Source organism: Streptomyces gamaensis, from assembly GCF_042656465.1.
Lineage (GTDB): Bacteria > Actinomycetota > Actinomycetes > Streptomycetales > Streptomycetaceae > Streptomyces > Streptomyces gamaensis.
Genome location: NZ_JBHSPB010000015.1, coordinates 40,893 through 64,162, shown reverse-complemented (window position 1 = coordinate 64,162; position 23,270 = coordinate 40,893). Strand labels below are relative to the sequence as shown.

Sequence of the window (23,270 nt, the reverse complement as noted above, 5' to 3'; positions counted from 1 at the left end):
GCGAGCCGCCTTCGAATCGAAGGTGAAGTGCCCCGGGTCGGACTCGAACCGACACTGTATGGGTTTTGAATCCATCGCCTGCTGCCAAATTGGGCTACCGGGGCCTTGCAATGCAAGGAGAGTCTATACCCCTCCTGTGCTCAAAACTACACGACCTAGGTAGGCTCATGCAGCAGCACCCCCGCCCGCGATCAAGGAGAACCGTGAGCGCCGCCGAGCCCCAGCCGCCCGTCGACGACGAGCAGAACCACACCCCGCCGCACACGACCCGCGTCGTGATCGCGGAGGACGAGGCCCTGATCCGTCTCGATCTCAAGGAGATGCTTGAGGAGGAGGGCTACACCGTCGTGGGCGAGGCCGGCGACGGGGAGACGGCCGTCGCGCTGGCGCGGGAGCACACGCCGGATCTGGTGATCCTGGATGTGAAGATGCCCGTCCTGGACGGGATCTCCGCCGCCGAGCAGATCGCCCGAGACTCGATCGCGCCAGTACTGATGCTGACGGCCTTCTCGCAGCGCGAGCTGGTGGAGCGTGCCCGGGACGCGGGCGCGATGGCCTACCTGGTGAAGCCGTTCAGCAAGAGCGACGTCGTGCCGGCCATCGAGATGGCCGTCTCCCGTTTCACGGAGCTGAAGGCGCTGGAGAAGGAGGTCGCCGACCTCTCGCAGCGGCTGGAGACGCGCAAGCTGGTCGACCGTGCCAAGAGCGTGCTGCAGACGCAGTACGGGCTGAGCGAGCCGGCGGCGTTCCGGTGGATCCAGAAGACGTCGATGGACCGCCGGCTGTCGATGCAGCAGGTGGCCGAGGCGGTCATCGAGGACGCCGAGGAGCGGAAGAAGGCGGCCGGCAAGGGGCAGTAGCCCCCGCGGGGTGCGTGAAGGGGACGAGGGGGCGGACCTCTCGTCCCCTTCGCGCATCATCAGTCCTCGCCCAGATACGCCTTGCGTACCGACTCGTCGTGCAGCAGGCCCGCGCCCGTGCCGGAGAGCACGATGCGGCCGGTTTCCATGACGTGGCCCTGGTCGGCGAGGGAGAGCGCGGCGCGTGCGTTCTGTTCGACGAGCAGGATCGTGGTGCCGGAGGAGCGCAGTTCGGCGACGGTCGTCATGATCTTCTGCATCATGATCGGGGAGAGGCCCATGGAGGGCTCGTCGAGCATGAGGAGCCGGGGGCGGGACATCAGGGCGCGGCCCATCGCGAGCATTTGCTGTTCGCCGCCGGAGAGGGTGCCGGAGGGCTGGCTCGCGCGTTCGCCGAGTACGGGGAAGAGTTCGTAGACGCGCTCGATGTCCTGTTTGACGGCGGTGGTGTCCTTGCGGAGGAAGGCGCCGAGCCGGAGGTTCTCGGTGATGGTGAGGCGGGGGAAGATGTGGCGGCCTTCGGGGGAGTGGGCGAGTCCGAGGGCGACGATGCGGTGGGCGGGGACACCGATGAGGGGCTGTCCGGCGAAGAGGACGGTGCCGTCGAGGGGGGTGATGAGGCCGGAGAGGGTGCGCAGGGTGGTGGTCTTGCCGGCTCCGTTGGTGCCGATGAGGGTGACGACCTGGCCTTCTTCGACGGTGAAGGTGATTCCTTTGACGGCTTCGATCTTGCCGTAGGCGACGCGCAGTCCGTGCACTTCGAGGAGGGCGGTCACGGGGTCTCCTCCGTGGGTGCTGCGGCGTTGTCGTCGGAGGTACGGGGTTCGTCGGGGGTGCCGAGGTAGGCGGCGATGACGCGTTCGTCGGCCTGGACCGCTTCGGGGGTGCCTTCGGTGAGTTTCGTGCCTTGGACGAGGACGGCGATGCGGTCGCAGAGGGTGAAGATGAAGCGCATGTCGTGCTCGATGACGAGGACGGCTGTGCCGCGGTCGCGGATGGCGCGTACGAGGGTTTGGGTGGCGCGGGTTTCCTGGGGGTTCATGCCGGCGGTGGGTTCGTCGAGGAGGAGGAGTCCGGGGTCGCCGGCGAGGGCGCGGGCGATTTCGAGTCGGCGTTGTTCGCCGTAGGGAAGGTTGCGGGCGAGGTGGCGTGCTTTGCCTGCGAGGTGGGTGAACTCCAGGAGTTCCATGGCGCGTTGTGCGGATTCGGCTTCGGCGTGGCGGTAGCGGGGGCCGCGGACGAGGGCGGCGAGGAGTCCTTCGCGGGTGCGGGTGTGGCGGCCGACGAGGACGTTTTCCAGAACGGTCATATTGGCGAAGAGGCGGATGTTCTGGAAGGTGCGGGCGATGCCGGCGGCGGAGACGAGGTGGGGTTTGGGGGGGAGTACGGCGTCCCGGTAGGTGACGGTGCCTTGGGTGGGTCGGTAGAGGCCGGTGAGGCAGTTGAAGAAGGTGGTTTTGCCTGCGCCGTTGGGGCCGATGAGGCCGACGATTTCGTGGGGGGCGACGGTGAGGTCGACGGCGCGTACGGCCGTGAGTCCGCCGAAGCGCATGGTGACGCCGGTCGCGGTGAGCAAGGGGGAGGTGGTGGTCGTCATGTCATGCCTCGGCCCTTGTCGTGGCGGCTGTAGCAGCAGTGGTAGCGGCTGTGGGTGAGGGTTCGTGGAATTCGAGTTGCCTGCGGCGGTCGGGGATCACGCCTTCGGGGCGGAAGCGCATGAGGAGGATGAGCGCGGCGCCGAAGGCGAGGAGTTGGTAGTCCTGGAGGAACTGGAGTTTGGCGGGGATGAGGTAGAGGAGGGCGGCGCCGAGGAGGGGGCCGGTGATGGTGCCCATGCCGCCGAGGATGACGGCGGCGAGGAGGAAGGCGGAGTTGGGCGGTGCGGTTCCGGCGAACATGTACTGCTCGGGGACGACGGTGTAGGAGACGTGTGCCTGGACGGTGCCGGCGAGTCCGGCGAGGCAGGCGCCGAGGGCGAAGGCGAGGAGTTTGAGGCGGAAGCTGTTGATGCCCATGGCTGTTGCGGCTGTTTCGTCCTCGCGGATGGCGATCCAGGCGCGGCCGATGCGGGAGTTGCCGGCGCGGCTGAAGACGAGGACGACGATGACGGTGACGAGCAGCATCAGGAGGTAGTAGTTGGCGAAGGGGTTGAGCGTGATGCCGCCGAGGTCGTGGGTGTCGCCGAATGAGTAGCCGAAGAGGACGAGGTCGGGGATGTTGGGGATGCCGTTGGGGCCGTTGGTGACGGAGGGGCCGAGTTCGCCGTTGAGGTTGCCGACGGCGATGCGGAAGATCTCTCCGAAGCCGAGGGTGACGATGGCGAGGTAGTCGCCGCGCAGTCGCAGGGTGGGGGCGCCGATGACGACGCCGAAGGCGAGTGAGGCGGCGGCGCCGGTGAGCATGGCGGCCCAGAAGGGGAAGTGCACGCCGAGGGTGGAGGCGGTGGAGCCGGAGACGAGGGCGGCGGTGTAGGCGCCGACGCCGAGGAAGGCGACGTAGCCGAGGTCGAGGAGGCCGGCGAGTCCGACGACGACGTTGAGTCCGAGGGCGACGGTGGAGAAGATCAGGATGTTGACGGCGATGAGGGTGTACTGGTCGGTGTCCTGGGTGAGGGGGAAGAGGGCTGCTGCGAGGAAGGCGCAGGTGATGGTGGTGGGGCGGTGCCGGGCGGTGAGCTGGGTGAGGCGGGTGAGGAGTCCGGCGCGTACGAGGGCGGTGGCGCTGAAGCCGGCGAGGAGGAGGAAGCCGGTGAAGAGTTCGCCGTAGGCGGTGCCGATGCCGTAGGCGGTGATGCCGAGGGTGAGGGCGAACGCGGCGGCGATGAGGGGGAGTTCGGCCCAGGTGGGCAGGGGACGGGCCGGGGGGAGGGGGCGGGGGGCTGTGCCGGGGCGTACGGTGCGGTCGATGGCGCGCAGGAGTCGGCCGAGGGGGGTGCCGGCGAGTCGGCCGGTGGTGGGGTAGGAGGCGGTGGTGCGTCGTTCGAGGGGGAGGGCGAGGGCGGCCAGGAGGGTGATCAGTGAGGCGAACGCGGCGGCCCAGCCGCCGGGTTCGAGGTTGACGAGGCCGCCGAGCCGCACGGTGATGGCGAGGAGTGTGTACCAGGTGACGGCGAAGGTGCCGGCGGCGAACCAGGCGGTGGCGGTGTGGGTGCCGGAGGGGGCGAGCCATCGGAGTCCGGGCAGGCCCCAGGTGCCGAGTACATGGGCGAGGGTGAGTAATGCGCCCGTCAGGGTGAGGAGTTGAAGGCCGCCGGGGTAGCCGTCGATGGTGAGGTCGCCGGGGAAGCGCGCGGTCCAGGTCCAGGCGAGGAAGGTGGAGGCGAGGGTGAGTGCGGCGCCTGCTGTGGTGAGGGTGCGGGCGGTGCGCAGGGGCAGGGGGATGGCGGGGGTGGTTTCGACGGCGGCGGTGCTGTCGGTGGTGGTGGCGGTGGCGGGGAGGGGTGAAGGTGTGGTCATGGTGTTCACGCCCTGTCCGCGACGCGTTCGCCGAGGAGGCCCTGGGGCCGTACGAGGAGGACGATGATGAGGAGGGCGAAGGCCCAGACGTCCTTCCAGCCGGAGCCGCCGAGTTGTGCCATGCCGGGGATGTGCTGGATGTAGGTGACGGAGGCGGTTTCGGCGATGCCGAGGACGAGTCCGCCGAGCATGGCTCCGTAGATGTTGCCGATGCCGCCGAGTACGGCGGCGGTGAAGGCTTTGAGGCCGAGGATGAAGCCGAGGTCGAAGCTGATCTGTCCGGAGCGGAGTCCTTGGGCGACGGCGGCGACGGCGGCGAAGGCGCCGCCGATGGCGAAGGCGAGGACGATGATGCGGTTGGTGTCGATGCCCATGAGTTTGGCGGTGTCGGGGTCCTGGGCGGTGGCCTGCATGGCGCGGCCGGTGCGGCTCTTGGCGACGAAGAGGCCGAGGGCGAGCATGCACAGGGGGGCGGCGGCGAGGACGAAGATGTCGTCGCGCTGGAGGTGGACGGTGGTGGCGAGTTCGAAGGCGCGGCCGGTGAAGTGGGGGAAGGGGCGGGGTTTTTTGGCGTCGGGGTAGAAGGCCCAGACGAGTTGTTGCAGGGCGATGGACAGGCCGATGGCGGTGATGAGGGGGGCGAGGCGGGGTGCGGTGCGCAGGGGGCGGTAGGCGAAGCGTTCGGCGGCTGCCGCGGTGGCGACGGAGACGAGGCCGCCGCCGAGGAGCATGAGGGGGAGGGTGGCGCCGAGGGAGAGGTCGGGGAGCCAGAGGTGGACGGTGAGGGCGCCGAAGGCGCCGACCATGACGATCTCGCCGTGGGCGAAGTTGATCAGTTGGACGATGCCGTAGACCATGGTGTAGCCGATGGCGACGAGTCCGTAGAGGGCTCCGAGGGCGAGTCCGCTGACCAGTGTTTGGGGCAGTTCGTGCACCGTGTGGCCTCCGTTGCGGTGTGACGGGACCGGGTCACTCCTCGAATGTGGCGCTCTTGACGGACTTCCAGTTGCCCTTGTCGACCTGGTAGACGGTGAGTTGTTTGTTGGTGGTGTCGCCGTACTGGTCGAAGGAGACGTGTCCGGTGACTCCGTCGAAGCTCACTTTGCCCATGGCTTCGGTGATTTTGGCGCGGGGGTTGGCGGGGAGTTTGCCGCCGTTGTCCTCGATGGTCTTCTTGACGGCTTGGACGATGGCCCAGGCGCCGTCGTAGGAGTAGCCGCCGTAGGCCGCGTAGGGGTCTTTGTAGCCTGCGGCCTGGTAGTTCTTGACGAAGGTCTTGGCGGAGGGGAGCTGGTCGACGGGGTAGCCGACGGAGGTGGCGAGGTCGCCGTCGGCTCCTTCGCCGCCCGCTTGGATGTAGGCGGGGTCGTAGAGGCCGTCGCCGCCCATCTGGGGGATGTGGGCCCCGGCTTTCTTGGTCTGGCCGGAGAGGAGTCCGCCTTCGGGGTACTGGCCGCCGTAATAGACGGAGTCGGCTCCTGAGTTCTTGATTTTGTTGGCGATGCCGGAGAAGTCGGTCTCCTTGACGGTGAGGTGGTCGGTGCCGACGATCTGGCCGCCGAGTCGTTTGAACTCCTGGGCGGCGAGGGTGGCGAGGCCGACGCCGTAGGTCTGCTTGTCGTCGACGACGAAGACCTTGCGTTTCTTGGCGTCGTTGTAGAGGTATTGGGCGCCGAAGCGGCCTTGGATGATGTCGGTGGTGGCGGTGCGGAAGTAGGTCTTGAAGGGCCGCTTTTTCTGGCCGGTGGCCCAGTTGTCGCCCTGGCTGAGTTCGGGGCTGGTGTTGGCGGGGGAGACCTGGGTGAGGCCGGCCTTGTCGAAGATGCCCTGCATGGATTGTGAGACGCCGGAGTTGAGGGGGCCGACGACGCCGAGGACGGAGCTGTCGGCGACGAGTTTGGCGGCGTTCTGCTGACCCCAGTTGGGGGAGGCCTGGTCGTCGAGCGGTTCGGCTTTGAAGGTGATGCCTTTGACTTCGTGGGTGTCGTTGGCGGTGCGTACGGCGAGGTCGACGGAGTTCTTGATGCCCTGGCCGAGGGCGGAGAGCGAGCCGGTGAGGGGGGCGTCGACGCCGATGACGACGGTGGTGTTCTTCTCGCCGCCGTCTCCGCCGCCGCCCTTGTCGCGTGACCCGCATGCGGTGAGGGTGAGGGCTGTGGTGGTCAGGGCCGCGGTGAGGGCGATGAGGGAACGGTGGCGCACGGTGAGTCCTTTCCCTGGCGCGTGGGCCGGTGCGGCGTTGCCGTGGTGCGCGGGTGTGGCGCCGGGCAAGGCGGACGGGGTGGGACGTCAGGGTGCGAACCGCCCGGCGAGGCCGTGAATGGCCGTGACTTTAAGGGGGCGGGGCGGTGCGGGGCAGTGGTGCAGTCCAGGATGTGACGTTCTTGTTATGCCCCGGGTCGGGGGCGGTAACGGGACTGGCGTGTGGGGGAGTTGGGGTGCCCGGTACGGCTCCTGGTGTGGGGTCGTACCGGGCGTCCGGCAAGCGCGAGAGCCCCGGAATGCCTCGTCGGCCGGTGGGGGTTCAGGCGTTGGTGTGCGGTGTGCCCGGGACGGTGTCCGCCGGGCGGATGACGCAGGTGAGGCGTGCGGAGCACACGCGCCTGCCGTGCTCGTCGGTGACGGCGATCTCGTAGGTGGCGCTGGTGCGTCCCCGGTGTACGGGGGTGGCGACGCCGGTGACCAGGCCGGAGCGTATGCCCCGGTGGTGGGTGCAGTTGAGGTCGACGCCGACGGCGATGCCCTGGGGGCCGGCGTGGAGCATCGCGCCGACGGAGCCGAGGGTTTCGGCCAGTACGGCGGAGGCGCCGCCGTGCAGCAGTCCGTAGGGCTGGGTGTTGCCCTCGACGGGCATGGTGCCGACGACGCGTTCGGGGGCGGCCTCGGTGACGGTGAGGCCCATGCGTTGGCCGAGGTGTCCGGCGGAGAACAGCCGGGTCATGTCGAGCCCGCTCGCGGTCCACTGGTCCAGGACCTCTTGCGGGAAGACGGTCCGCATGCGCTCGCCCATGCCGTGCTGCTCCGATCGCTGTGGTGCCGGGCGCGCCACAGCGGTGCGGTGGGCGCGCTTGCCGGGACCGTCCTATCAGGCGGGCCGTGCGGGCGGCCCGCCAGGGGCGGTTATCGGTGGTCGGTGGTGGCTTCCGCCGGGGTGTGTGCGGTGTTTCGTGCTGATTCGAGCCGGATGACGAGGGACTTGCTGGCCGGGGTGTTGCTGGTGTCGGCGGTGTGGTCGAGGGGGACGAGCACGTTGGTCTCGGGGTAGTAGGCGGCGGCGCAGCCGCGCGCGGTCGGGTAGTGCACGACGCGGAAGCCCGGTGCGCGCCGTTCGCTGCCGTCGGTCCATTCGCTGACGAGGTCGGTGTAGGTGCCGTCGGCGAGGCCGAGCGCGGCCGCGTCCTCGGGGTGGACGAGGACGACGCGGCGGCCGTTCTTGATGCCGCGGTAGCGGTCGTCGAGTCCGTAGATGGTGGTGTTGTACTGGTCGTGGGAGCGCAGGGTCTGCAGCAGCAGCCGGCCTTCGGGGGCGTGGGGGAACTCCACCGGGTCCGCGCTGAAGTTGGCCTTGCCGGTGGCGGTGGGGAAGCGGCGTTCGTCGCGCGGGGCGTGCGGCAGGGTGAAGCCGCCGGGTTTCGCGACGCGGGAGTTGAAGTCCTCGAAGCCGGGGACGACGCGTGCGATGCGGTCGCGGATCGTCGCGTAGTCGCGCTCGAATTCCGCCCAGGGTGTGGTGCTCTTGTCGCCCAGTACGCGGCGGGCGAGGCGGCAGACGATCGCGGGTTCCGACAGGAGTGCGCGGCTCGCGGGTTCCAGGCGGCCGCGTGAGGCGTGGACCATGCCCATGGAGTCCTCGACGGTCACGAACTGGTCGCCGCCGGACTGCCGGTCGCGTTCGGTGCGGCCGAGGGTGGGCAGGATCAGGGCGCGGGCGCCGGTGATGACGTGCGAGCGGTTGAGCTTGGTCGACACGTGGACGGTCAGGCGGGCGCGGCGTACGGCGGCTTCGGTGACGTCGGTGTCGGGTGTGGCGGAGACGAAGTTGCCGCCCATCGCGAAGAACACTTTGGCCTTGCCGTCGCGCAGGGCGCGGATGGCGCGGACGACGTCCAGGCCGTGTTCGCGGGGCGGGGTGAAGCCGAACTCTTTCTCCAGGGCGTCGAGGAAGGCGGCCGAGGGGCGTTCGAAGATGCCCATGGTGCGGTCGCCCTGGACATTGCTGTGGCCGCGCACCGGGCACACGCCGGCGCCGGGCCGGCCGATATTGCCGCGCAGGAGGAGGAAGTTGACGACTTCCTTGATGGTGGGTACGGCGTGTTTGTGCTGGGTGAGGCCCATGGCCCAGCACACGACGGTGCGTTTCGACTCCAGGATCATGCGCAGGGCGCGTTCGATGTCCTCGCGGCGCAGTCCGGTGGCGCGCAGTGTCTCTTCCCAGTCGGCGGTGTGGGCGGCCGCGGTGAACTCCTCGAAGCCGTGGGTGTGTTCGCGGACGAAGGCGGTGTCGACGGCGCCGTCGGTCTGGAGGACGAGTTTGTTGAGGAGGCGGAAGAGGGCCTGGTCGCCGCCGAGGCGGATCTGGAGGAACAGGTCGGTCAGGGGGGTGCCGCCGGCGGCGAGGCCGCGGGGGGTCTGCGGGTTCTTGAAGCGTTCCATGCCCGCTTCGGGCAGGGGGTTGACGGTGATGATGCGGGCGCCGCCGGCCTTGGCCTTTTCCAGGGCGCTGAGCATGCGGGGGTGGTTGGTGCCCGGGTTCTGTCCGGCGACGATGATCAGGTCGGCCTTGTACAGGTCCTCCAGCAGGACGCTGCCCTTGCCGATGCCGATGGTGTCGCTGAGTGCCGAGCCGGAGGACTCGTGGCACATGTTGGAGCAGTCCGGCAGGTTGTTGGTGCCGAATTCGCGGGCGAACAGTTGGAAGAGGAAGGCGGCTTCGTTGCTGGTGCGGCCCGAGGTGTAGAAGACGGCCTCGTCGGGGGAGCCGAGGGCGGCCAGTTCCTCCGCGATGATGTCGAAGGCCCGTTCCCAGGAGACGGGTTGGTAGTTCTCGGCGCCCTCGGCGAGATACATGGGCTGGGTGAGCCGGCCCTGCTGGCCGAGCCAGTAGCCGCTGCGGCCGAAGAGGTCGGCGACAGGGTGCGCGGCGAAGAAGGCGGGCGTCACGCGGCGCAGGGTGGCTTCCTCGGCGACGGCCTTGGCGCCGTTCTCGCAGAATTCGGCCGCGTGCCGCTTGTCCGGTTCGGGCCAGGCACAGCCCGGGCAGTCGAAGCCGTCCTTCTGGTTGACCTTGAGGAGGGTGAGCGCGGTGCGCCGCACGCCCATCTGCTGCTGGGCGATGCGCAGGGAGTGGCCGACGGCGGGCAGTCCGGCCGCGGCGTGCCGTGGGGTGCTGACCTCGGGTGCGTCCTGGACCGGATCGCTGGTCGGCGGCTTGCCTGCCATCGTGCTCCCCCTTGAGCGGTCGCTGGGTGCGCGGTTACGGGCGCCTGGGCCCGGCCGCGAAGTGCCGTACGTGCTGATCCTGTCACGCCCCTGTGACAGTCGCGCGGTCGCGTCGGACGGTGCGCTCGCCCGGGTCGCTCGTGGCGGGATTGTCGGTGGGCCGTGGCAGGATCGGGGGCGTGGCAGCACAAGCATCGAAGAACCCAGCGAAGACCCCGACGACCGGCGCGCCGGCGAGCGCGTCCCGCCCCGGCGAGGAGGGCGGCCGGCCCCGTCTGCTGTTGATGGACGGGCACTCCATGGCCTACCGGGCGTTCTTCGCGCTGCCCGCGGAGAATTTCACGACGGTGGCGGGTCAGCCGACGAACGCGGTGTACGGCTTCGCGTCGATGCTGGCGAACACGCTGCGCGACGAGGCGCCCACGCATTTCGCGGTGGCCTTCGACGTCTCCCGCAAGACGTGGCGCTCGCAGGAGTTCCCCGACTACAAGGCGAACCGGTCGAAGACGCCCGACGAGTTCAAGGGCCAGGTCGAGCTGATCGGTGAGCTGCTGGACGCGATGAAGGTGCCGCGTTTCGCCCTCGACGGTTTCGAGGCGGACGACATCATCGCCACGCTGGCCACGCGGGCCGAGGCGGAGGGGTACGAGGTCGCCATCGTCACCGGTGACCGTGACTCCTTCCAGCTGGTCACCGAGCACACCACGGTGCTGTATCCGACCAAGGGTGTCTCCGAGCTGACCCGTTTCACCCCGGAGAAGGTCCAGGAGAAGTACGGGCTCTCCCCGGCGCAGTACCCCGACTTCGCGGCCCTGCGCGGTGACCCGTCGGACAACCTGCCGGGCATCCCCGGGGTGGGTGAGAAGACCGCCGCGAAGTGGATCAACCAGTTCGGTTCGTTCGCCGAGCTCGTCGAGCGGGTCGAGGAGGTCAAGGGCAAGGCCGGGCAGAACCTGCGCGATCACCTGGAGTCCGTCAAGCTGAACCGTCGCCTCACCGAGATGGTGCGGGACGTGGAGCTGCCCACGGACCCGGGCGGGCTGGTGCGCGAGCCCTACGACCGTACGGCGCTGATCGCGTTCCTGGAGGGTCTGGAGATCCGCAACCAGGGGCTGCGGGACCGGCTGCTGGCCGCCGACCCCGGCGGTGAGCAGGAGCAGGAGCAGGCCCCTGAGGCGGGCGCGGAGGTCGACGGCAGCGTGCTGGCCGCCGGGCAGCTCGCGCCGTGGCTCGCCGAGCACGGCTCGTCCCCGCTGGGCGTGGCCGTCGTCGACACCTGGACCCAGGGCGCCGGCCGGGTCGCCGAGATCGCGCTGGCCGGCGGGGACGGCCCGGCCGTCTGGTTCGACCCGGCCGACCTCGACCCGGCCGACGAGAGGGCGCTGGGCGAGTGGAGCGCGGATCCGGAGCGGCCCAAGACGCTGCACGACGCGAAGGCCGCCATGCGTGCCTTCGCCGAGTACGGCTGGGTCATCGAGGGCGTCACCATGGACACCGCTCTGGCCGCCTATCTGGTCAAGCCCGGCCGCCGCTCCTTCGCGCTCGACGCGCTGTCGGTGGAGTACCTGGGCCGTGAACTGGCCACGGCGGCCCAGGGGGACGGACAGCTCGCCTTCGGCGCCGACGAGCAGGCCGAGGCCGACGCCCTGATGGGCCGCGCCCGTACCGTCCTCGACCTGGGCGCCGCCTTCGCCGGCCGGCTGGCCGAGGTGGGCGCCGCCGAGCTGCTGACCGAGGTCGAGCTGCCCACCAGCGCCGTCCTGGCCCGGATGGAGCGGGCGGGCATCGCCGCCGACCGCGGCCGGCTGGAGCGCATGGAGCAGCAGTTCGCGGCCGCCGTGCAGCAGGCCGTGCGGGAGGCGCACGCGGCGGCCGGCCACGAGTTCAACCTCGGCTCGCCCAAGCAGCTGCAGGAGGTCCTCTTCGGTGAACTCGGCCTGCCGAGGACGAAGAAGACCAAGACCGGTTACACCACCGACGCCGACGCGCTGGCCTGGCTGGCCACGCAGACCGACAACGAACTCCCGGTGATCATGCTGCGGCACCGGGAGCAGTCCAAGCTGCGTTCCACGGTCGAGGGCCTGATCAAGGCGATCGGCCCGCGCGACCGTATCCACACCACCTTCAACCAGACGGTCGCCGCCACCGGCCGGCTCTCCTCCACCGACCCCAACCTGCAGAACATCCCGGTGCGTACCGACGAGGGCCGGGCCATCCGGCGCGGCTTCGTCGTCGGCGAGGGCTACGAGTCGCTGATGACGGCCGACTACAGCCAGATCGAACTGCGGGTGATGGCCCACCTGTCCGAGGACGAGGGCCTGATCGCGGCCTTCGCCTCCGGTGAGGACCTGCACACCACCGTCGCCTCCCAGGTGTTCGGCGTGGAGCGGGCCGAGGTCGACCCGGAGATGCGCCGGAAGATCAAGGCGATGTCGTACGGGCTGGCCTACGGGCTGTCGGCCTTCGGCCTGTCCCAGCAGCTGAGCATCATGCCCGACGAGGCGCGCAGGCTGATGGACACCTTCTTCGAGCGGTTCGGCGGCGTGCGCGACTACCTCCAGCGCGTCGTCGAGGAGGCCCGCGCCACCGGCTACACCGAGACCATTCTCGGCCGCCGCCGCTATCTGCCCGACCTCAACAGCGACAACCGGCTGCGCCGCGAGATGGCCGAGCGGATGGCGCTCAACGCCCCGATCCAGGGCACGGCCGCCGACATCGTCAAGATCGCGATGCTGCGGGTGGCGCAGGCCCTGGAGGCCGAGAAGCTCACCTCCCGGATGCTGCTCCAGGTCCACGACGAGATCGTGCTGGAGATCGCGCCGGGCGAGCGGGAGCGCGTCGAGGAGCTGGTGCGGCGCGAGATGAGCGGCGCGGTGTCGCTGCGCGTACCGATGGACGTCTCGGTCGGTGTGGGCGGCGACTGGGAGTCGGCGGCGCACTGACGTATGCGGGCGAGTGCCGTCCCCGCCCCCAACGGGGGGAGCGGGGGCGGCACTTGTGTGTTCTCATCCGTGCCCCGTGTTGCTACGGTGCCCCCGATCCGAAGCCCTGTCGGCTCATGGGAGGCCGAGCATGCGCGCACTGGCCGCCGCGGCCGCCGGACTGGCCGCCGCCCTCGCCCTCGTGCTCACCGTCACCGCCCTAGGACCGCCCTCCGGCGGCACATCCCCGAAGCCCCTGCTGACCTCGCCGCCCGCCCACCCGTGAGACGGGGCCGCCGCGATGCGCCGTACCGCGAGCCTCGTCCTCCTCGCCGCCGCCGTCTTCCTCGGCGCCCTCGCCCCCCTGCTGCGCTGGTACGCCTTCCCCCGGCTGGCCAAGGTGCCCGCAGGCCGCTACCAGGCCGTCGTCCTGGAGGCGGAGAACGCCACCCTCGTCGACTACGCCCGTCTCGAACCCCGCACCGTCCCCCGCGTCACCATGGTCCAGACCCTCAAGGGCAATGCGGAGGCGGCCCGCGAGGTCAAGGACGCCACCGGCCGTGACGCCGTCGTCTGGGACACCCTCACCTACGTCGCCGGACCCGACGGACAACTCGTCTCGAAGATCCCCGAACGCTACGTCTTCGACGCCCACAGCCAGGAACCCGTGCACGCCGGCGGCGAGCACGTCGACGGCACCCCCGTGCGCCGCGACGGCATCGAGTACAAGTGGCCCTTCCTCGTCGAGAAACGCGACTACCGCTACTTCGACATGCAGACCCGCACCTCCGCCCCCATCCACTACCGGGGCACCCGCACCTTCCACGGCCTGGACGTCTACTACTTCGAGCAGACCGTCCCCTGGACCGAGGTCCCCGTGCCCCGCACCCTGCCGCTCGGGGTCACCCCCGAGACCGTCCGGCAACTCGGCCTGGAACGCTGGTACACCACCAAGCGCATGTTCTGGGTCGACCCCGTCACCGGCGCGCCCGTCAACGGCGAGGAGGAGCACCGGGAGGAACTGCGCTGGACCGGGCACCCCGAGAAGAAACCCGTCACCGCGTTCGCCGGGCACGTACGCATGCGCCCCGACTACGTCGAGGCGACCGTCGCCCTCGTCTCCTCGCAGCGCGACCTCGTCCTGCTGCTCACCACCGTGCTGCCGTGGAGTTGCGCGGGCCTGGCGGTCGTGCTGCTCGCGCTGTCCCTGTACCTGGAGGCCAGGTCACGCCGCCCCCGTACGGTCCCGGCGGTCCCCGAGGGGAGATCGTCGTGCGCGGACGGGGGACATGGCACAGGATGGAGGGACACCCGAACGGCGGCCCCGGGGCAGGGGGCCACACCGACAGAAGGAGGCTCGCCGTGATGGAGGAGACGAACCCCGAGGAGAAGTCCGTCCCGTCCGCGCGGGAGCGGCTGTTCACCGGCGGTGAGCGGCCGTTCGACCCCGAGGACCTGGTCATGGCGTCCGGACACGACATCACCCCCGAGCGGCTGGAGCGCGCCAAGCGGCTCATCGAGGAGAAGGGCGCGGCGGCGATCGAACGCTACCTCCCCTGACGGCGGGCACACCGTACCAACGCCCCTACTGGCGGCGGGCGTTGGTACGGCGTGTCGGGGTGGCCGTGGTGGGGTCCTCGGGCCAGGGGTGGCGCGGGTAGCGGCCGCGCAGTTCGGCCCGTACGGCCCGGTAGCCCTCGCCCCAGAACGACGCCAGGTCGGCGGTCACCGCCGCGGGGCGGCCCGCCGGGGACAGCAGATGCACCAGGACGGGCACCCGCCCGCCCGCGATACGGGGCGTCTCCCGCAGTCCGAAAAGCTCCTGCAGTTTCACGGCCAGGACGGGCTGCCCGCCGCCGTAGTCCACGCGGATCCGCGAACCGCTCGGCACCTCGATGCGCTCCGGCGCCAGCTCGTCCAGGCGGGCCGCGTCGCCGGTCGCCCACGGCAGCAGCCGTTCCAGTGCCTTCCCGGCGTCCAGCCGCTCCAGGTCGGCGCGCCTGCGGGCGCCTTCGAGCTCCCAGCCGAGCCAGTCGTCCAGGCGTGCCAGCAGGGCCGCGTCGTCCGTCTCCGGCCACGGGTCGCCCAGTTCACGGCGCAGGAACGCCAGCCGCTGCCGCAGGGCGACGGCCTCGGGCGTCCAGCGCAGCAGGCCGGTCCCCTCACGGCGCAGCCCCTCGCACAGCGCGGCCCGCACCAGCCCCGGATCGGGTGAGGGCAGCGGCCGGGCGGCCAGCTCGACCGCGCCGAGCCGCTCGGTCTCGCGGGCCACCACGTCGCGGCGCTCCTCGGACCAGGCGATCTCCTCGCCGGAGGTGTACAGCGCCCCGGCGGCGGCCCGCGCGGTGTCCTCGTCGATCACCGCCCCCAGCCGCACCCGCGCCGAGGCCGCCGCGACAGGCCGGTCCGCGACCGCGACCGCGAGCCACTCGGCACTACGCAGCCGCGAAGCGCCCCCGAGCTCCGCCCCCGTCCCCGAGGCCATGAGGTACACGCCCTCACCCCGGCGCCGCGCGACGCGCTCGGGAAAGGCGAGCGCGGCGACGAGACCGACGACGGCGTCGTCGGCAGGGGCAACCTGCGACGCACCACCGCCCGGGGCGGCCCCGCGCCCGTCCACCCGCCCGCCGGCCGCCACGCCGGTACGCGCCTTCGCGCCGGCGGCGTCCCGCGCGGTGCCCGAACTCCCGCCGCCCGGGCTGCTGCCGGCCGTGTCCGCTGCTGGCTGGCGCCGACCTGGGACCGCCGGTTCGCCGCCGTCCGCGCAGGCTTCCGTGCCGGTGGCGTCCGGCGCTGTGGTCGAACTCGCGCTCTCCGGGCCGCTGTCGTCCCTGTCTGCTGTCGGCCGTTGCCGGTCCGGGGCCGCCGGTTCGTTGCCATCTGCACACGCCCCCGCGCCGGCGGCGTCCCGCACTGTCTCCGAACTCCCGCCCGATCGGCCGTTGTTCATCGCGCGTGTCGCCTGCTCATATCCACCCGGCCCCGGGCCGGCGCCGTCCGCGGCCGGCAGTGGGCCGTGCCCCTGCGTTACCGGTGCGTCGGTGTCCCCGGCATCGCGTGCCCCCGCACGCACCGCTGACTCCAGTCGTCGTGCTTCCGCGCGCCAGCGGGCCGCGTACGGGTCGCTGCCGCGCCGGGCCGTGCGCCAGGCCGCTGCCAGGTCGTCGCCGTACTCGCGCGGCGGTTCCTCGCTCAGCAGGGCCACCACTTCGGCGGCGCGGCGGGCGCCGAGTTCGGGGGTGCTGTCCAGGAGGGCGCGGGCCAGGCGGGGGTGGAGGCCCAGGCGGGTCATGCGGCGGCCCCGGTCCGTGGCGCGGCCCGTCGTGTCGACCGCGCCGATGGCGCTCAGGGTGTCGCGTGCCGCGGCCATCGCCCCGGACGGCGGCCCGTCCAGCAGGGCCAGGCCGGAGGCGTCCGGGTCGCCCCAGCAGGCGGCCTGGAGTGCGAAGGCGGTCAGGTCGGCGACCGTGATCTCGGCCGCCGGGAAGCGGGGCAGCCGTGCCTCGTCGGCCTCCGCCCAGCAGCGGTACACCGTGCCGGGCGCCTCACGTCCGGCACGGCCCGCGCGCTGGCGGCCCGTCGCCAGGGAGGCCCGTACGGTGGTCAGCGCGCTCAGCCCGCGCGCGTGGTCGGTGCGCGGCTCGCGGGCCAGGCCCGCGTCCACCACGGTCCGTACGCCGGGCACGGTCAGGCTCGACTCGGCGACGGACGTCGCCAGGACCACCCGCCGCCCTCCCGTAGCGCCCGTACCACCCGTGGCGCCCGAGAGCGCCGCGTCCTGCACGGCCGCCGGGGCGCGGCCGTGCACTTGCAGTACCTGGGCGCCCAACTCCTTCTCCCCGCCCAGCAGTCCGGCGACCCGGGCGATCTCCCCGACGCCGGGCAGGAAGCACAGCACGTCCCCCTGCCGTTCCCGCAGGGCCCGCCGCACCACCCTGGCGACGTGGGCGAGCAGGGCCGGGTCCACGCGCATCCCGTGCGGCGGCCGCACCGGCCGTTCCGGGGGCGCCCACACCACCTGGACGGGGTGCGAGACCCCTTCGGCCTCCACCACGGGCGCGCCGCCGAGCAATCGCGCCCAGCCCTGCGCGTCGGTGGTCGCGGAGGCGGCGAGCAGCCGCAGTTCGGGGCGCAGTGCGGCGCGTACGTCCAGCAGGAACGCGGCGGCGGTGTCGGCGTCCAGGTGCCGCTCGTGGCACTCGTCGAGGACGACCGTGCCGACGCCGGCCAGTTCGGGGTCGCGTTGCAGCCGTTGCAGCAGGACACCGGTGGTGACGACTTCCACGGCCGTCCGGGGGCCGGCCCGCCGTTCCCCGCGCACGGTGAAGCCGACGCGGTCGCCGACGTCCTCGCCCAGCAGCCAGGCCATGCGCCGTGCCGCCGCCCGTGCCGCGATCCGGCGTGGTTCGGCGACCAGGACGCGGTGGGCGGGGCCGCCGGTGAGGAGGCCGGCGAGGGCGAGGGGGACGAGGGTGGTCTTGCCGGTGCCGGGCGGCGCGCACAGCACCGCCGTGCCGTGCCCGTCCAGGGCGCGGGTCAGCGCGGGCAGTACGGCCCGTACGGGCAGCCGGTCGAGGGCGTCGGTGCGGATCACACGGGCCAGTGTCGCCGCAGCAAGCCCGGCGGGCGCAATCCGGGTCGCCTACGGATCGGGTCGCTGCCCGCGTCGTGCGGCTCGCCTCAGTGGTCCCGTTCGCACACGAAGATCGCCGTGCCGGGGATGAGCCGGCCGCGCAGCGGGGACCAGCCGCCCCACTCCTGCCGGTTCCACTGCGGCCACTCCGGTTCGACGAGGTCGACCAGGCGGAAGCCCGCCGTGACCACGTCGCGCACCCGGTCGCCGAGCGTGCGGTGGTGCTCGACGTAGACGGCCCGGCCGTGCTCGTCCTGCTCCACGTAAGGGGTGCGGTCGAAGTAGGAGGCGGCCACGGTCAGGCCTTCCGGGCCCGGCTCGTCGGGCAGGGCCCAGCGGATGGGGTGGGTGACGGAGAAGACCCAGCGGCCGCCCGGCCGCAGTACCCGGCGTACCTCGCGCATCACCCGCACCGGGTCGGCGACGAAGGGCACGGCCCCGTAGGCGGAGCAGGCCAGGTCGAAGGAGCCGTCGGCGAAGGGCAGGGCGCCCGCGTCGGCCTGTACCAGGGGGAAGTCCGCGCCGATGCGCAGCGCGTGCTGCAGCTGGCGGTGCGAGACGTCGAGGGCCACGGGCCGGGCGCCCTGGGCGGCCAGCCAGCGGGAGCACTGCGCGGCGCCCGCGCCGATCTCCAGTACGTCGCGGCCGGCGAGCGCCGGGGCCGGGCCGAGGAGGCGGGCCTCGGCCTCGTCCAGTCCCTCCGGGCCCCAGACGAAGCGGTCGTCGCCGAGGAAGGCGCCGTGCTCGCTCTGGTACTCGTCCGCGTTGCGGTCCCACCAGCCGCGGCTGGCGCGGCTGCTCTCGGCTTCGCCCGTGGCGCGGCGGGTCGCTTCCGGCTCGTACTCTTGGATCATCTCGGCGGTCGTGCCCTCGGCAGTAGTGTTTCGTTGTCTACAGGGTCCGGGTCTGCGGGGTCCGGCAGGTCCGGCAGGTTCAGTGGTTGAGCCGTGTATGGACGGTTTCGTCCCGGGTGTGCGCCTTCGCGCATTGACCGTGCCCGGCTGCCCCCGTATGCTACAAGTTGCGCTGCGGGCCTGCGCGCCTCAGACGGAGCAGGCCGCGCTCGCACCTGTTGTATGTCCCCTCGGTTGTCGAGGCGCCCCCGGGTGTCTCCAAGGCTGTCCGGCTTCGGCAGTGCGATACGGGCTCTCGGCGTAGCAGTACCTACGACTTCAATGTCCGTACCGGAGCCCTTTCCCACATGACGAGCAGCACCGAGACCACCGCCACCACCCCTCAGGTTGCGGTCAACGACATCGGTAACGAGGAAGCCTTCCTCGCCGCGATCGACGAGACGATCAAGTACTTCAACGACGGCGACATCGTCGACGGCGTCATCGTGAAGGTCGACCGGGACGAGGTCCTGCTCGACATCGGTTACAAGACCGAGGGTGTCATCCCCTCCCGCGAGCTCTCGATCAAGCACGACGTCGACCCGAACGAGGTCGTCAAGGTCGGCGACGAGATCGAGGCCCTTGTTCTCCAGAAGGAGGACAAGGAAGGCCGCCTGATCCTCTCGAAGAAGCGCGCCCAGTACGAGCGTGCCTGGGGCACCATCGAGAAGATCAAGGAAGAGGACGGCATCGTCACCGGTACCGTCATCGAGGTCGTCAAGGGTGGTCTCATCCTCGACATCGGCCTCCGTGGCTTCCTGCCGGCCTCCCTGGTCGAGATGCGCCGCGTCCGCGACCTGCAGCCCTACGTGGGCAAGGAGCTCGAAGCCAAGATCATCGAGCTGGACAAGAACCGCAACAACGTGGTCCTGTCCCGCCGTGCCTGGCTGGAGCAGACCCAGAGCGAGGTCCGCCAGACCTTCCTCACCACCCTGCAGAAGGGCCAGGTGCGCTCCGGCGTCGTCTCCTCCATCGTCAACTTCGGTGCCTTCGTGGACCTGGGCGGCGTCGACGGTCTCGTCCACGTCTCCGAGCTGTCCTGGAAGCACATCGACCACCCCTCCGAGGTCGTCGAGGTCGGCCAGGAGGTCACGGTCGAGGTCCTGGACGTCGACATGGACCGCGAGCGCGTCTCCCTGTCGCTCAAGGCGACCCAGGAAGACCCGTGGCAGCAGTTCGCCCGCACCCACCAGATCGGCCAGGTCGTTCCGGGCAAGGTCACCAAGCTGGTGCCGTTCGGTGCGTTCGTCCGCGTCGACGAGGGCATCGAGGGTCTGGTCCACATCTCCGAGCTGGCCGAGCGCCACGTGGAGATCCCGGAGCAGGTCGTCCAGGTCAACGACGAGATCTTCGTCAAGGTCATCGACATCGACCTGGAGCGCCGCCGCATCAGCCTCTCGCTGAAGCAGGCCAACGAGTCCTTCGGCGCCGACCCGTCGGCCGTCGAGTTCGACCCGACCCTGTACGGCATGGCCGCGTCCTACGACGACCAGGGCAACTACATCTACCCCGAGGGCTTCGACCCCGAGGCCAACGACTGGCTGCCGGGCTACGAGAAGCAGCGCGAGGAGTGGGAGCGCCAGTACGCCGAGGCGCAGTCCCGCTTCGAGCAGCACCAGCAGCAGGTCATCAAGTCCCGCGAGGCGGACGCCGAGGCCGCGGCCGAGGCCGGTCAGGCCGCCCCGCAGGCCGGCCAGGCCGGCGGCGGTTCGTACTCCTCGGAGTCGGCCGACAACTCCGGCGCCCTGGCGTCGGACGAGGCGCTCGCCGCCCTCCGCGAGAAGCTGGCCGGCGGCCAGAGCTGACGCTCTGCCCCGACAGCTGACAGCTGACTGACGCGAGGCCCGTCCCCTCATCGAGGGGGCGGGCCTCGCTCATGTCCGGCGCGCTTCCCGCCCCGCGCGCCGGTACGGGAATGGCCGGGGCGGCAACGGACGTTCTCCCGTACGGAACACGAGGAGGAACGGTCACTGTGTTGGATCCGCAGGGTTTGTACGAATGGGAGCCGCAGGGGCTCGCCGTGGCCGACCTGGCCCTGGCCCAGGACACCGCGGGCCTGGTGATGCTCTACCACTTCGAGGGCTACATCGACGCGGGGGAGACCGGTGACCAGATCGTCGCGAAGCTCCTGGACACCCTGCCCCACCAGGTGGTGGCCCGCTTCGACCACGACCGGCTCATCGACTACCGGGCCCGCCGCCCCCTGCTGACGTTCCGCAAGGACCGCTGGAGCGCGTACGAGACCCCGGCCATCGAGCTGCGGCTCGTGCAGGACGCGACGGGCGCGCCCTTCCTGCTGCTGTCCGGACCCGAGCCGGATGTGGAGTGGGAGCGATTCGCCGCCGCCGTGCGGCAGTTGGCGGAGCGGCTGAAGGTGCGGCTGTCCGTCAACTTCCACGGCATCCCCATGGGCGTCCCGCACACCCGCCCCGTCGGCCTCACCCCGCACGGCAACCGCACCGACCTCACCCCGGGCCACCGCGGTGTCTTCGACGAGGCCCAGGTCCCCGGCAGCGCCGAGGCCCTGGTCGAATTCCGGCTCGCGGAGGCCGGGCACGACGTGCTGGGCATCGCCGCGCACGTCCCGCACTACGTGGCACGCTCCCCCTACCCGGACGCCGCCCTCGTCGCCCTGGAGGCCCTCACCGCCGCCACCGGGCTCGTCCTGCCGACCGCCGCGCACGCGCTGCGCACCGAGGCCCTGCGCACCCAGGAGGAGATCGAGCGGCAGATCGCCGAGGGCGACGAGGAACTCGTCTCGCTCGTCAGGGGACTTGAGCACCAGTACGACGCGGTGGCCGGGGCCGAGACCCGGGGCAACCTCGTCGCCGAGCCGGCCCAGCTGCCCTCCGCAGATGAACTCGGCGCCGAGTTCGAGCGCTTCCTCGCCGACCGGGAGGGCGAGGGCGGGCACTGACGGGGCGGCCGATACCGTGGGCCCATGCTGAGAGTGGGCCTCACGGGCGGAATCGGTGCCGGCAAGAGCGAGGTGTCACGGCTCCTCGCGTCCCACGGCGCGGTGATCGTGGACTCCGACAGGATCGCGCGCGAGGTGGTCGAGCCCGGCACCCCCGGACTGGCCGCCGTCGTCGCCGAGTTCGGCCCCGAGGTCCTCACCCCCGAGGGCTCCCTGGACCGGCCCCGGCTCGGCGGCATCGTCTTCGCCGACCCCGCCCGCCTCGCCGCCCTCAACGCCATCGTGCACCCGCTGGTGCGCGCCCGCTCCGCCGAACTGGAGGCGGCCGCGGCGCCGGACGCCGTCGTCGTCCACGACGTGCCGCTCCTCGCGGAGAACGGGCTCGCGCCGCTGTACGACCTCGTCGTGGTCGTCGACGCCACCACCGCCACCCGGCTCGACCGGCTCGTACGCGCCCGCGGCATGACCCCCGAGGACGCCCGCGCCCGGATGGCCGCCCAGGCGAGCCGCGAGGAACGCCTCGCCGTCGCCGACATCGTCATCGACAACGACGGCCCGCTCGCCGCCCTGGAGCGGCGGGTCGCCGAGGTGTGGGAGGAACTGGCGGAACGGGCCGCGCGCGGCCCCGCGACGGACGGGGCGCCGGCTCCGGAATAGCCCGCCGGGCGTCGGCGTTCCGACCCGCATCACACGGCTGCGGCCGTGCCGCGGCCGGGAGGCCGCGCAGCGACGGAAAGGCGGTACGACGTGCCCCGCATGACGCCCGAGACCCATGTCATCGACTTCCGGGCCGCCGAGACGCTCCTGGAGGCCCGGGACGCGCGCGGCGCGATCCGGCTCCTCGATTCGGTCATCGCCGCGCACCCCGAGAGCACCGCGGCCAGGCTGCTGCGCGCGCGTGCCTTCTTCGCCGCCGCCCAACTGCGGGCGGCCGAGCTGGAGTTCCAGACCGTCCTGGAGCGCGAGCCGACGAACGCCTACGCCCACTTCGCGCTGGGCCGCACCTACGAGCGGGCCGCGCGCCCGGCCGAGGCGCTGCGCCACTTCCGGATCGCGGCCGCCCTCGACCCGCGCCCGGACCATGTGGCGGCGGCCCGCTTCGAGGACAGGGATCACCAGGGCTGAGGTGCGCGGCAGCGGTCACCGCATCCGGTCCCCGCGGCGCTCGCGGACCGGCTCGTACGGCGGGATGTCCCGGCCCGGCTGGTAGTGCGGGCCCTGCCGGATGTGCCGGACGACCATCGCGAGATCCACCACGGTGATGGCGAACAGCACCCCGCAGGCGATCGCCCAGCCCGGGTGTCCGGCGAGCGCGAACAGTACGGTTCCGGCCACGGCCCACGCCAGCCCCCAGGAGGCCAGCGCGCACCGCAACCGCAGCGGGCTGCGCGCGGTCATCGGTTCATTGCCGGTCCGCAGGGGCATGGTGGCCTCCTGCTTCCAGGGTGCCACCGGTGCGGGGCCGTGGCCGGATCGGAACAGGGGCCGGATCAAGAACAGGGGCTGGATCAGAACAGCGGCTGGGGCAGTACGCCCTCCAGGGCCAGCAGGGCGCGCTTGGTCTCCAGCCCGCCGCCGAAGCCGCCCAGCCCGCCGCCGCTCTCGACGACGCGGTGGCAGGGGACCACGACGGGCAGCGGATTGCCGCCCATGGCCGCGCCCACGGCGCGGGCGGCGCCGGGTTCACCGACGCGGTCGGCGAGGTGCTGGTAGCCGACGACGGTCCCGTACGGCACGTGCGCGGCCAGCTCGCGCAGCACCCGGCGGGCGAACCCCGAGGACAGCGACCAGTCCAGGGGGACGGAGAAGACGGTGCGGCCCCCGGCGAAGTACTCGGTGAGCTGCTGCGAGGCGGCCGCCAGCACGTCGTGCGCGGGGGACGGGGCGGGCGAGGGGGCGCCGCCCAGGCGGCGGGCGAGCCGGTCCACGGCCGTCGCGGCCGTACGGGTGTCGGCGCCGAAGACGACCTGGAGCAGGCCGTCGGCGCTCGCCGCGAGGCCGAGCGGGCCGATGACACCGGTGCGCAGCACCGTCCAGGCCCAGGGCCGCTCCCCGGCGGCTCCACGGGGCCCGTCGTCCCTCGCGCCGGCCTCGTCCGGTACGTCCGTCACGTCTGTCGCAGAGTCCGTCACGGGCCCAGGGTAGGGCCGCT

20 protein-coding genes and 1 tRNA gene are annotated in these 23,270 nt (G+C 71.7%); 9 read left to right on the top strand and 12 right to left on the bottom strand.

All coding sequences use genetic code 11. The features are described 5' to 3' along the window. Nucleotides 1–28: 28 nt before the first annotated feature. Nucleotides 29–104 (bottom strand) — tRNA-Leu (locus ACFP1Z_RS23100). Nucleotides 105–203: 99 nt separating this feature from the next. Between ACFP1Z_RS23100 and ACFP1Z_RS23095 the strand changes: the two genes are divergently transcribed. Next, the gene (locus tag ACFP1Z_RS23095) at nucleotides 204–860 is read left to right on the top strand and encodes an ANTAR domain-containing response regulator (RefSeq protein WP_390318984.1); all 657 of its coding nucleotides are present in this window, start codon (nucleotides 204–206) and stop codon (nucleotides 858–860) included. Nucleotides 861–919: 59 nt separating this feature from the next. Here the strand turns inward: ACFP1Z_RS23095 and ACFP1Z_RS23090 are convergent, their stop codons facing one another. The 7 genes from ACFP1Z_RS23090 to ACFP1Z_RS23060 all read right to left on the bottom strand — a co-directional run bounded on the left by ACFP1Z_RS23090 (nucleotide 920) and on the right by ACFP1Z_RS23060 (nucleotide 9,754). Beyond that, nucleotides 920–1,636 (bottom strand): ABC transporter ATP-binding protein, encoded by a 717-nt coding sequence (locus tag ACFP1Z_RS23090; protein WP_390318983.1) that lies wholly within the window; start codon nucleotides 1,634–1,636, stop codon nucleotides 920–922. After that, nucleotides 1,633–2,457 (bottom strand): ABC transporter ATP-binding protein, encoded by an 825-nt coding sequence (locus ACFP1Z_RS23085; RefSeq protein ID WP_390318981.1) that lies wholly within the window; start codon nucleotides 2,455–2,457, stop codon nucleotides 1,633–1,635. Before ACFP1Z_RS23085 ends, ACFP1Z_RS23090 begins: the two co-directional genes overlap by 4 nt. Nucleotide 2,458: 1 nt before the next feature. Next, nucleotides 2,459–4,315 (bottom strand): branched-chain amino acid ABC transporter permease, encoded by a 1,857-nt coding sequence (locus tag ACFP1Z_RS23080; RefSeq protein ID WP_390318979.1) that lies wholly within the window; start codon nucleotides 4,313–4,315, stop codon nucleotides 2,459–2,461. 5 nt (nucleotides 4,316–4,320) lie between these two features. After that, entirely contained in the window at nucleotides 4,321–5,250 is a 930-nt protein-coding gene (locus ACFP1Z_RS23075; RefSeq protein ID WP_390318977.1) for a branched-chain amino acid ABC transporter permease, read from the bottom strand. Between the two features lie 34 nt (nucleotides 5,251–5,284). Then, a complete protein-coding gene (locus ACFP1Z_RS23070; RefSeq protein WP_390318975.1) occupies nucleotides 5,285–6,517 on the bottom strand; it encodes a branched-chain amino acid ABC transporter substrate-binding protein in 1,233 nt (410 codons plus the stop codon). A gap of 322 nt (nucleotides 6,518–6,839) precedes the next feature. Continuing rightward, nucleotides 6,840–7,325, bottom strand: coding sequence for a PaaI family thioesterase (locus ACFP1Z_RS23065; protein WP_390318973.1), 486 nt, complete (start codon nucleotides 7,323–7,325; stop codon nucleotides 6,840–6,842). Nucleotides 7,326–7,435: 110 nt separating this feature from the next. Further along, nucleotides 7,436–9,754: an FdhF/YdeP family oxidoreductase gene (locus tag ACFP1Z_RS23060; RefSeq protein WP_390318971.1), complete on the bottom strand. Its 2,319-nt coding sequence runs from the start codon at nucleotides 9,752–9,754 to the stop codon at nucleotides 7,436–7,438. Between the two features lie 179 nt (nucleotides 9,755–9,933). Between ACFP1Z_RS23060 and polA the strand changes: the two genes are divergently transcribed. From polA to ACFP1Z_RS23040, 4 genes are all read left to right on the top strand, one after another. Further along, nucleotides 9,934–12,696 carry a DNA polymerase I gene (gene polA, locus ACFP1Z_RS23055; protein WP_390318969.1) on the top strand — a complete coding sequence of 921 codons (2,763 nt, stop codon included), beginning with the start codon at nucleotides 9,934–9,936 and terminating at the stop codon, nucleotides 12,694–12,696. A gap of 130 nt (nucleotides 12,697–12,826) precedes the next feature. Further along, nucleotides 12,827–12,961 (top strand): SPW_0924 family protein, encoded by a 135-nt coding sequence (locus tag ACFP1Z_RS23050; protein ID WP_390318967.1) that lies wholly within the window; start codon nucleotides 12,827–12,829, stop codon nucleotides 12,959–12,961. 15 nt (nucleotides 12,962–12,976) lie between these two features. Further along, nucleotides 12,977–14,041: a cell envelope lipid trafficking protein PgfA gene (pgfA, locus tag ACFP1Z_RS23045; protein WP_390318965.1), complete on the top strand. Its 1,065-nt coding sequence runs from the start codon at nucleotides 12,977–12,979 to the stop codon at nucleotides 14,039–14,041. Continuing rightward, nucleotides 14,041–14,235: a hypothetical protein gene (locus ACFP1Z_RS23040; protein ID WP_390318963.1), complete on the top strand. Its 195-nt coding sequence runs from the start codon at nucleotides 14,041–14,043 to the stop codon at nucleotides 14,233–14,235. Before pgfA ends, ACFP1Z_RS23040 begins: the two co-directional genes overlap by 1 nt. 25 nt (nucleotides 14,236–14,260) lie before the next feature. Here ACFP1Z_RS23040 and ACFP1Z_RS23035 read toward each other — a convergent pair whose 3' ends face one another. Then, nucleotides 14,261–17,269, bottom strand: coding sequence for an ATP-dependent RNA helicase (locus ACFP1Z_RS23035; protein WP_390318961.1), 3,009 nt, complete (start codon nucleotides 17,267–17,269; stop codon nucleotides 14,261–14,263). Between the two features lie 86 nt (nucleotides 17,270–17,355). Beyond that, a complete protein-coding gene (locus ACFP1Z_RS23030) occupies nucleotides 17,356–18,162 on the bottom strand; it encodes a class I SAM-dependent methyltransferase (protein WP_390318959.1) in 807 nt (268 codons plus the stop codon). A 347-nt stretch (nucleotides 18,163–18,509) separates the two neighbouring features. Here ACFP1Z_RS23030 and rpsA point away from each other — a divergent pair, with 347 nt between their 5' ends. The 4 genes from rpsA (at nucleotide 18,510) to ACFP1Z_RS23010 (ending at nucleotide 22,243) form a co-directional block, all read left to right on the top strand. Further along, on the top strand, nucleotides 18,510–20,006 hold the full coding sequence (rpsA, locus tag ACFP1Z_RS23025) for a 30S ribosomal protein S1 (protein WP_390318957.1): 1,497 nt from the start codon (nucleotides 18,510–18,512) through the stop codon (nucleotides 20,004–20,006). Nucleotides 20,007–20,173: 167 nt separating this feature from the next. Then, on the top strand, nucleotides 20,174–21,118 hold the full coding sequence (locus tag ACFP1Z_RS23020) for a proteasome assembly chaperone family protein (RefSeq protein WP_390318955.1): 945 nt from the start codon (nucleotides 20,174–20,176) through the stop codon (nucleotides 21,116–21,118). Between the two features lie 24 nt (nucleotides 21,119–21,142). After that, complete coding sequence (gene coaE, locus ACFP1Z_RS23015; protein ID WP_390318953.1) at nucleotides 21,143–21,775, top strand: dephospho-CoA kinase; 633 nt, start codon at nucleotides 21,143–21,145, stop codon at nucleotides 21,773–21,775. A 90-nt stretch (nucleotides 21,776–21,865) separates the two neighbouring features. Beyond that, nucleotides 21,866–22,243, top strand: coding sequence for a tetratricopeptide repeat protein (locus ACFP1Z_RS23010; RefSeq protein ID WP_390318952.1), 378 nt, complete (start codon nucleotides 21,866–21,868; stop codon nucleotides 22,241–22,243). Between the two features lie 15 nt (nucleotides 22,244–22,258). Here the strand turns inward: ACFP1Z_RS23010 and ACFP1Z_RS23005 are convergent, their stop codons facing one another. Together ACFP1Z_RS23005 and ACFP1Z_RS23000 are read right to left on the bottom strand one after the other, a co-directional pair. Beyond that, entirely contained in the window at nucleotides 22,259–22,543 is a 285-nt protein-coding gene (locus ACFP1Z_RS23005; RefSeq protein ID WP_390318950.1) for a DUF6343 family protein, read from the bottom strand. An 83-nt stretch (nucleotides 22,544–22,626) separates the two neighbouring features. Continuing rightward, nucleotides 22,627–23,250 carry a methylated-DNA--[protein]-cysteine S-methyltransferase gene (locus ACFP1Z_RS23000; RefSeq protein ID WP_390318948.1) on the bottom strand — a complete coding sequence of 208 codons (624 nt, stop codon included), beginning with the start codon at nucleotides 23,248–23,250 and terminating at the stop codon, nucleotides 22,627–22,629. Between the last annotated feature and the right edge of the window lie 20 nt (nucleotides 23,251–23,270).

What these genes read in the sequence shown, in the direction of transcription:
- rpsA (WP_390318957.1), top strand. Translation starts at nt 18,510, where the DNA reads ATGACGAGCAGCACCGAGACCACCGCCACCACCCCTCAGGTTGCGGTC.
- ACFP1Z_RS23030 (WP_390318959.1), bottom strand. Translation starts at nt 18,162, where the DNA reads ATGATCCAAGAGTACGAGCCGGAAGCGACCCGCCGCGCCACGGGCGAA.
- coaE (WP_390318953.1), top strand. Translation starts at nt 21,143, where the DNA reads ATGCTGAGAGTGGGCCTCACGGGCGGAATCGGTGCCGGCAAGAGCGAG.
- ACFP1Z_RS23080 (WP_390318979.1), bottom strand. Translation starts at nt 4,315, where the DNA reads ATGACCACACCTTCACCCCTCCCCGCCACCGCCACCACCACCGACAGC.
- ACFP1Z_RS23065 (WP_390318973.1), bottom strand. Translation starts at nt 7,325, where the DNA reads ATGGGCGAGCGCATGCGGACCGTCTTCCCGCAAGAGGTCCTGGACCAG.
- ACFP1Z_RS23040 (WP_390318963.1), top strand. Translation starts at nt 14,041, where the DNA reads ATGGAGGAGACGAACCCCGAGGAGAAGTCCGTCCCGTCCGCGCGGGAG.
- pgfA (WP_390318965.1), top strand. Translation starts at nt 12,977, where the DNA reads ATGCGCCGTACCGCGAGCCTCGTCCTCCTCGCCGCCGCCGTCTTCCTC.
- ACFP1Z_RS23060 (WP_390318971.1), bottom strand. Translation starts at nt 9,754, where the DNA reads ATGGCAGGCAAGCCGCCGACCAGCGATCCGGTCCAGGACGCACCCGAG.
- ACFP1Z_RS23050 (WP_390318967.1), top strand. Translation starts at nt 12,827, where the DNA reads ATGCGCGCACTGGCCGCCGCGGCCGCCGGACTGGCCGCCGCCCTCGCC.
- ACFP1Z_RS23085 (WP_390318981.1), bottom strand. Translation starts at nt 2,457, where the DNA reads ATGACGACCACCACCTCCCCCTTGCTCACCGCGACCGGCGTCACCATG.
- ACFP1Z_RS23005 (WP_390318950.1), bottom strand. Translation starts at nt 22,543, where the DNA reads ATGCCCCTGCGGACCGGCAATGAACCGATGACCGCGCGCAGCCCGCTG.